We start from the raw sequence: 8,581 nt of genomic DNA, 5'->3' as shown, positions 1-8,581 counted from the left end.
TAATGGAATATTAAATTCTGTTTCATTTTTTAAAAAAAGGGTAATTGCAAAAATTACGACCCCAACTTTTTTAGAGTCAGTTTTGCATCATCAAAAACTGAAAACCTAAACTAAATTATAATTGACATGAAAAAAATCACTTCACTATTCTTGATGTTGTTGACTGCTGCGGTGGTCTTCACCAGCTGTAAAGAAGAAGAGAAACCGAACAACCCGGTCACTATCACCGGAATCCCTGCAACTGCTACAATTGAAGCAGGAGGTACCGTAGGTCCGGTCACTGCTACTGTGACTGCAAAAGATGGTCTTGCTACCTTCGTGATCAAAAAAGACGGGGCTACAATTGCAACTGTTCCTTTCTCAGGAGAGACTAGTGCCACTCAGGAATTTTCTTACACTGCCACAGCAGCAGATGCAGGCAAAAATTTAGTATTTGAATTTACTGCTACTGATAAAGATGGTTCTTCAGCTACTGTGACACATGTATTGACAGTAGGTGCTGAAGCCACTACCATTAGAGTAACAGGAAATATTACAGGAACTGTAAATTGGACTGCAGACAAAACCTACATTTTAGGTGGAAGAATTACTGTGGTCAATGGTGGTATCCTAAACATTGCTGCCGGAACTGTTATTAAAGGTGAAGCTGGTTCAGGTGCTAATGCAACTGCACTTGTAATTGCAAGAGGCGGAAAAATCAACGCAAACGGAACTGCCGATAAGCCAATTATCTTCACTTCTATAGCGGACGAAATCGTTTCAGGTCAAGTAGCAAGCCCTAATTTGGAACCAAATATCAATGGTCTTTGGGGTGGTGTTTTGATTTTGGGAAGAGCTCCGGGTTCTTTTGCGGGTGATGTGAGTGAAGTTCAAATTGAAGGTATCCCACCGTCTGACACCAACGGTCTTTACGGTGGTAATGTTCCTGATGACAATTCGGGAGTATTCAAATTTGTATCCATCAGACATGGCGGTGCGAATATTGGTGAAGGAAATGAAATCAACGGCTTGACGCTAGGTGCAGTAGGTTCTGCAACTGTAATAGAAAATGTGGAAATAGTAGGTAACCAAGATGATGGTATCGAGTGGTTTGGCGGGACAGTAAATGTTAAAAATGCTGTAGTTTGGAATGCTGGTGATGATGCCATTGATACAGATCAAGCTTGGGCAGGAACATTGGATAACTTCATTGCCGTATGTGGTTCTGAAACTGACCACGCTCTTGAAATCGACGGTCCTGAAGGTTCATTGAATGCCGCCCATACTGTAAAGAACGGAACAGTGATCGGAAGTACTGCAGCGCAACACGGGGATTTCCGTGCAGGTGCTAGAGGTACTTTTGAGAATATTTACTTCTTCAATTTTCCTGATCCTGCTGCGGGTGGTTTGGGAAGAGGAACTTTATCCTTAAGTGGTGATGCTTCTATTGCGAATTTTGCGAGTGGAGTTTTGTCCTTCGATAAACTTGAAGTGACTTCTCCCGCAGGAGTGGCCTTGACAACAGTATTCCGAAACGGAACACATGTTCATGCCTCTGAGGTCGCTCTTCATGCCAATACAATAGGAGCTACAAAATCAGCATTTGCTGGCTGGTCTTGGGCTGCTGTATCAGGAAATCTTGACGCTTTGAAATAATTGAAAATAATACCACAGGAAAAAGGCTGAAATGCAACAGCCTTTTTCCTGCTTTTTTGACTCAAAAGAGTAACTGAAATTCGAGACGCTGTACAAAAATGACTATTATGAAAAAACTGATCTTGTTGTTGCTGACGATGATCATCACTTTATCACCATTGTATTCTCAAGCTCAAAAGGGCACCATTCGAGGAACTATATTTGATGAAGGCACAGGAGAACCATTGTTTGGAGTCTCTGTTTTGGTTGAAGGGCTTCAAATTGGTGCTGTCACCGATTTTGATGGGGATTTTGAAATCCAAGTTGATCCAGGGACTTACAGTCTCAAAATATCTTTTATTTCCTACAATACTGTTCAGATTGGACAGGTAGTCGTCACCGAAGGAAAAACTACGCTATTGGAAACTATCAAAATGTCGGAATTCACTTCTGATTTGGAGACAGTGACCATCTCAGCAGAAGCAATCCGTACCACAGAAGCTGCTTTGATGTCAGTCAAGAGAAATGCCGCCAATCTCATGGATGGGATTTCCAATGCCTCCTTCAGACAAATCGGTGATGGTGATGCTGCTGCGGCCATCAAGAGGGTTACCGGTGTATCAATCGAGGGTGGAAAATACGTCTACATCCGTGGATTGGGTGACAGGTATACCAAAACCGTACTGAACGGTGTACAGGTGCCGGGATTGGATCCTGACAGAAATACCATCCAAATGGATATTTTTCCTACCAATGTGATTGACAATATCATTGTCTCCAAATCTTTCACTGCCGAGTTGCCGGCAGATTTTACAGGTGGTGTCGTAGATATAGAGACCAAAGATTTTCCTGAAGAAAAAACAATGGTATTGAGTGTAACCGGCGGTTACAATCCATCTATGCACTTTAATAAAAACTTTCTGGCCATAGAAGGAGGAAAAACCGATTGGTTGGGTTTTGATGATGGGACTCGGACCATTCCTACGCAGGGAATTGATGATATTCCTCAGTTTGCAGAAGTGGTAGGAAATCCTAACTCTCCAAGAGGGCAGCAATTCCAGCAGATTTTAAGAAACTTTAATCCTGTATTTGGCGGAACTCGACAAAGCAGTCCGATGGATTTTGGTATGGGGTATTCTATCGGAGATCAGTTCAAAATAAAGAATAAGAGATTTGGGTATAATATGGCTTTCACCTACAGAAATGAAACCCAATATTTTACTGATGCCCAATACAATCTTTTTGGAAAACCAAGTGATTCCAATAACTTCGAAATGGAGGCTTTGCAAAGATCAACCGGTGATTTTGGAGTCAATAGCGTTTTGCTTGGTGGCGTGGCAGGTATTGCCTACAAATCTGATTACTCAAAGATCAGATTGAATGTCCTTAGACTTCAAAGTGGAGAATCTAAAGTTGGTCAATTCTATTTTATCAGTACTGACTTGGGTACTGAGTTTGAGGCCAACCAATACAATATTGAATACAGCCAAAGGGCAATGACCAATATTCTTTTGAATGGAGAGCATTTTTTGAACAGAGGAAAATGGAATTTGGAATGGAAACTATCTCCTACAAGATCTTCTATCGATGATCCGGATGTAAGGATCATCAGATTCAGGGTTCCTACAAATACCATTGGAACGGAAGTTGGACTTCCAACAAGGATTTGGAGATCTTTGGATGAAGAAAGTTTATTTGGAAGCCTTGATTTAAGCAACAATTATAAATATAAAGGTGTGGCTGCAAAGCTGAGATTTGGAGGTGCCTATGTGTACAAAGACCGTGACTTCCTGATTGAAAGTTTTCAGTTTCCAACAGGAAATACCACTTTTACAGGAGATCCTAATCAGGTGATGAACGAAGAAAACCTTTTCTCATCTACCAACAGAAACGGGGTAAGGTATGACCCTACATTTATTCCGATCAATCCTAATGCCTATAACTCAAACCTGAACAGTTATCAGGCCTATGTTTCCAATGAATTCACACCTTTCAATAACCTAAAGGCTATCATTGGTGTCAGAATGGAAACATTTAACCAGTTTTACACAGGAACCAATCAGACCGGCACCATCGTATTTGACAATGAAAAAGTATTGGATGACGTAGATTTCTTTCCAACTGTCAATCTGATCCAATCATTCCGATCAAACCAGAATTTCAGAGCGGCATTTTCCCGGACCATTGCAAGACCTTCTTTCAAAGAATTGTCTTTTGCCGAAATCCTGGATCCTATTTCTGGCAGAACATTCATCGGTGGTCTTTTCCCTGAAACGACAAATGGCGGAACGGAAATCCTTTGGGATGGAAATCTTCAATCCACGAGGATCAACAACTTTGACCTGAGATGGGAAAAATTCATGGAAAGAAGTGAATTGCTTTCTGCTAGTCTTTTCTTCAAATCATTTGACAATCCTATCGAAATGGTTCAGTTTCTATCCGATCCGGGAGCCTTCCAGCCGCGAAACGTAGGTGATGGGCAGATTCTTGGAGTGGAATTGGAACTGAGAAAATCATTGGGCTTTGTATCCAATAAAATTGAGAAGTTCTTTTTCAACACCAACCTGACTTACGTCAAATCACAGATCGAAATGTCTGAGTCAGAATACAGGTCAAGACAATTGTCCTCAAGAGAGGGTGAAGTTGTTTCCAGAACAAGAGATATGGCAGGTCAGGCACCTTATATCATCAATGCGGGATTTTCCTACAATGACCCGATCATTGGTCTTGAAGCAGGCGTATTTTACAATGTTCAGGGACCTACTTTGACATTTATTGGTTTTGGTAACCGGACTGATACTTATACTGTACCTTTCAATTCCCTTAACATCAACATCAATAAAACCTGGGGAAGAGATGACAGGTTGCAGACCACTTTCAACGTTGACAACCTGTTAGGAGACAAAAGAGAAGAAGTCTTTAGGATGTTCAATGCAGAGGATCAGATATTTTCAAGTATCAACCCAGGAAGAAGGATAGCACTCAGATTCAGATACTCTATTTGGTAAAATTTTATTCTGATTAAGAACCTCCACAAAAAAGTGGAGGTTTTTTTTTGTTTTAATGTTATTCAAATGTTAATTTGGCTTAACAATTTGGTAACATTAGAAAATGAAAAGATTTCTACTCTTGATTTTGGCCCTTTCAATCTCCTTTTCGGGGATTGCTATGCCCAATGATGTTAAGAATGAACCCTTGATTTCTTCCAATGAATTTATCACATATTGGGATTCCACAAGTCCAAAATTCCAAAAATTGAACGTCAAGCTTCAGAAAGACTTTGGCCGATATGGAAAGAGCGAGAAGTTTTTGAAAATGCTTTTCTTCAGAAGTCAGCAATACCTGATGGATGATTACAACCAATATGCAAGCGTAGAGGAATTAATAGAAACAGGAGCTTTTGACTGCGTCAGTGGTTCGTTTTTGATGGCTGTATTTTTGGATCAATATGGCTTTGATTACGATATCATGGAAACTTCTTTTCATGTGTTTCTCACTGTCAATGTGGATGGCGGAAAAATTGTTCTGGAATCGACTGATGGCTTTACCGGGTTTATAAATGACAAAGAGGAGGTTAGGGCTTATTTGAAGGAATTTGAAAGGGAATCAAAAAAGAATCCACTTTACCTCAATCCCGACCAAAAAATAGTTAAGGATCTTTTACAGCCTTCCATCTATAGGGCTATAAATCTTCAGCAATTAAAAGGGTTGGAATTATTTAACCGCGCCATTTTTTACAATAACCAAATGGAATACGAAACTGCTTTTAAGAAAATCAAGGAAGCGGAGATTTTGTATCCTTCAGAAAGGATAAATGCATTGAGCCAATTGTTACAATCCCAACTAATTGTTGCTTCTAACTTATAAAAATACCCTAATCACGGTATTTTTTCCTATTACCCCTTAGTGTAAATTTGTCTTAAAGAGAAATGCACTTTTCACGGTTTTTTTGATACATACTCGGGGGATAATAAATTTTAATTTTTTATCCCCTTATTTTTTTGATCAGTATCTCAATCCCACTTTCATTCCCCCATAAAAATTGATCCCCGGAGCGGGTTGGAAATACCTGTTGGCAAATGCGTTTAAATCATTTCCAAGGCTGTATTGTTCATCAAGTAAATTATCCACTCCTCCATAGGCCTCAACATCCCATCTGCTTCCTAAGGTACTTCGCCATCCGATGCGACTTCCTACAAGATTATAAGCATCCTGAAAAACCGTATTGGCATCATTCAGAGGAATCTCGTCTACATACTGATGGGTAAAATTGAGGTAAAAGCCGGGTTTGGTACGGATATCCAAGATATTGACCAAGGTATTTGGTGCTACGCCGGTAAGTTGGTTTCCCGAGAAATCATTACCTCCGCTTTCATAATTTCCAAAACTGAAATAATGGCCTGTAAATGCATGGTTCAGTTTTACTTCTTGGAAGAAGGTGTTTTGGTTTCTGAGCAACACATAATCTAGACTGACTTCCACTCCTTTTTGGTCCGTGCTTCCTGCATTTCTAAAAAGGACCACACCCTGTTCATTGGTGTAAGAAGTGATGGTCTGATCAAGTTGGAAATAGAATGCTGTCACATCTACATTGAAAATTCCGAATTTTCCCCTGTAACCGGCTTCGTAATTGATCCCTCTTTCTGCTTCCAAGTCTAAATTGATACTTCCCTCGTTGGTGCGTACTTCGGCAATGGTAGGAGGAGAAAAGCCCGAACTGATACTACCGTGGATTCCGGACCATTGATTGACTTTGTAGACCAAGGCGATTCTCGGGATGACTATCGGATCAAAAGTTTTGGTATTGTTGCTTGGGTCATTTGGTCCTGCGTCGATGGACCTGTTGATGTCATACCTACCAAAGTTTTCGCTCAAACCCAAAGTCATAAGTACTCTGGAAGTCCATTCAATTTCAAATTGCTGGAAAATAAAAGCCTGCGTGCTGATCAGGTCATCAGAAAATCTGATCGTATCAGCCTTTCCCTGTCTGTTGCCAAAGTTCTGGGCCAAGGTTTTTCCATATTGGTATTCTCCCCCGAAAATAAATTTCACAGGAAAATTACCCCATTTGTCATCAATATTGAATTTGGTCCTTCCGCCGTAGCTGAAAGCCGTTTCCCTTTTATAGTCAAGGATAAAAGGGTTTTCAAATTCCGTGCTGTTCATATACAGCGCAGTGGAATTGTCCCATTTTTGCCCGAGCTCCATCTGATGGGAAAGTGTTCCATAGATGGTTTTTTGGGAAATGGAGCTATTTTGGGCAACAGAACCCGGTCTGGCTTGGGTTCTATCTTCCTCTACTTGAGTAGGATTGAGCGCTCCCGGAATCTGGTAATTGAGGTCTGAATAGAGAATCTGTGCAGAAAGCGTTTGCTTTTCAGATGGCTTGGTATGCATGGCGAGTTGAAAAACCTTCCTGTCGGTGGCACTGTGTTCACGGTAGCCATCTGATTTTTGGGAAACATAGGAAGCAGAGATTCCTCCGTTTCCGATTTTCTGATCTATACCAACCCTATAACGGAGCAATCCAAAGTCTCCGATACCAAGGTCTGTCGAAAGGTAGTTTTCAGTTACCGTCTTGCGGCTTTCCATGCTGATTACGCCGCCGTTACCTGCACCATAGATACTTCCTGCCGGACCTTTGATGATTTCGGTATTTTGGATATTGGACAGGTCAAGAAGATTGAGTGCGGTCGTCCCGTCCGGAGAAGTAAAGGGAATGTCATTCCAATAGACTTTTACATTTCGGACGCCAAAAGGTGAACGGAGTGAACTTCCTCTAATAGAGATTCTGTAACTCGCAGGGGCTCTTTGCTCCACCCTGATACCTGGTTTGGTATTGAAGGCACTCAGGATTGAGTTTTCATTGAAACGGTAAAGCTCATTTTCCAAAACCTTGCTGATCGCTCCGGCCTGATGTACAAGCGGTCTTTCGGATTCAAATCCTGTCACAATTACCTCCGCTAGGGAATTGGTAACAGGAATCAGTTCTACAAGAATGGATTCATCCGGATTTACATTAATGGACAAAGGCTCATAGCTGATGTGAAGAAAAGTCAGGATTCCGAGGCTTTTCAGCTCAAATTGCGCCTGTCCGACTTCATCGGTCACTTTATTGGCTTGACCTTGGATTTTGATCAAAACTCCTGATATCGGTGCTTTGCTGTTTTTATCCAAAGCGGTGATTTTGGTTTGGGCAGAGAGAAAAAGCGGGAAAAGGCAAAGGAGAACAGAAATCCAGAGTTTCATTTGATCGGAAAGTTATTGCCGAATTTAATCACAAATGATAAGGAATTGTTTACAGGATTTGATAAGTGGGGAAATTGGAGGGGAGCAGAGTTAATTTGAACAGATATTATGATTATTTAGGTTATCGGCTACGCGTGGTCTCGTTTTCGTTTTGTCCAGTTGCCTAGTTTAAAGGGTCGGAAAAGTTTTCGTTAAGGGAACAAAATCTCCTTCAATCGACCCTTTCTACAATAATCTTGCTAAGTCCTTTGATATGTCTGCGGCCTGTTTTAAAGTCTGTAGGTGTCAGAATCAAAATCCTTTCTTCCATGTCTTTCAGCATTTTGCCGTCTCTTGAAGTGATCAGGTAGAGATTGTCTCCTGTCGGAGAATTGAATATTTCATTCCAGGAATAGACTACCTTGTAATTGTCTGCGGCAACAAAAACCAGATAGAATTCACTGAACAATTTTGGGCTTTGCTCTTGGAGTTCCAAGTCCTTCAACAAGTCTTTCACCAAAATTCCTCTCAGTTGGGTGGCTATACCACGAGGTTCTCCCGAGTGATTTGTGATTGTCACATCAGGGATTGGTTGGGAAGGAAATTTTTCGATTTCTGCCAAGGAAAAAGTCATTTCCTTTTTTACCTGTACAGTTCGCACCCATACCACATTGCCCACTCTCAGCCTTAAAAATTCTTTTAAAGCCGATAGGGCTTTGTTAATGGTAGATAGTGGAGA

General features: G+C 41.0%; 5 protein-coding genes. 3 read left to right on the top strand and 2 right to left on the bottom strand.

The window, feature by feature from the left end; translation table 11 throughout:
• The first annotated feature begins 126 nt into the window (after window positions 1–126).
• The 3 genes from ACZFYI_RS10940 to ACZFYI_RS10930 all read left to right on the top strand — a co-directional run bounded on the left by ACZFYI_RS10940 (window position 127) and on the right by ACZFYI_RS10930 (window position 5,481).
• Window positions 127–1,635, top strand: a complete 1,509-nt coding sequence (locus ACZFYI_RS10940) for an autotransporter outer membrane beta-barrel domain-containing protein (protein WP_462524168.1) — start codon at window positions 127–129, stop codon at window positions 1,633–1,635.
• Between the two features lie 107 nt (window positions 1,636–1,742).
• Complete coding sequence (locus tag ACZFYI_RS10935) at window positions 1,743–4,622, top strand: TonB-dependent receptor (RefSeq protein ID WP_462524167.1); 2,880 nt, start codon at window positions 1,743–1,745, stop codon at window positions 4,620–4,622.
• A 103-nt stretch (window positions 4,623–4,725) separates the two neighbouring features.
• On the top strand, window positions 4,726–5,481 hold the full coding sequence (locus ACZFYI_RS10930; protein WP_462524166.1) for a hypothetical protein: 756 nt from the start codon (window positions 4,726–4,728) through the stop codon (window positions 5,479–5,481).
• A gap of 138 nt (window positions 5,482–5,619) precedes the next feature.
• On the opposite strand, the gene ACZFYI_RS10925 is transcribed toward ACZFYI_RS10930, so the two are convergent.
• Window positions 5,620–7,863: a TonB-dependent receptor family protein gene (locus ACZFYI_RS10925; protein ID WP_462524165.1), complete on the bottom strand. Its 2,244-nt coding sequence runs from the start codon at window positions 7,861–7,863 to the stop codon at window positions 5,620–5,622.
• A 211-nt stretch (window positions 7,864–8,074) separates the two neighbouring features.
• Window positions 8,075–8,581: hypothetical protein (locus tag ACZFYI_RS10920; protein WP_462524164.1), on the bottom strand; the 507-nt coding region annotated here is incomplete at its 5' end.

The sequence above is a fragment of the Aquiflexum sp. genome, assembly GCF_977115555.1.
Note: the sequence above shows the minus strand (reverse complement) of the source record. Positions and strands in the feature narration are given on the sequence as shown.

Excerpts from the sequence above, each read along its gene's own strand:
- ACZFYI_RS10940 (WP_462524168.1), top strand. The coding sequence starts at position 127 with ATGAAAAAAATCACTTCACTATTCTTGATGTTGTTGACTGCTGCGGTG.
- ACZFYI_RS10935 (WP_462524167.1), top strand. The coding sequence starts at position 1,743 with ATGAAAAAACTGATCTTGTTGTTGCTGACGATGATCATCACTTTATCA.
- ACZFYI_RS10930 (WP_462524166.1), top strand. The coding sequence starts at position 4,726 with ATGAAAAGATTTCTACTCTTGATTTTGGCCCTTTCAATCTCCTTTTCG.
- ACZFYI_RS10925 (WP_462524165.1), bottom strand. The coding sequence starts at position 7,863 with ATGAAACTCTGGATTTCTGTTCTCCTTTGCCTTTTCCCGCTTTTTCTC.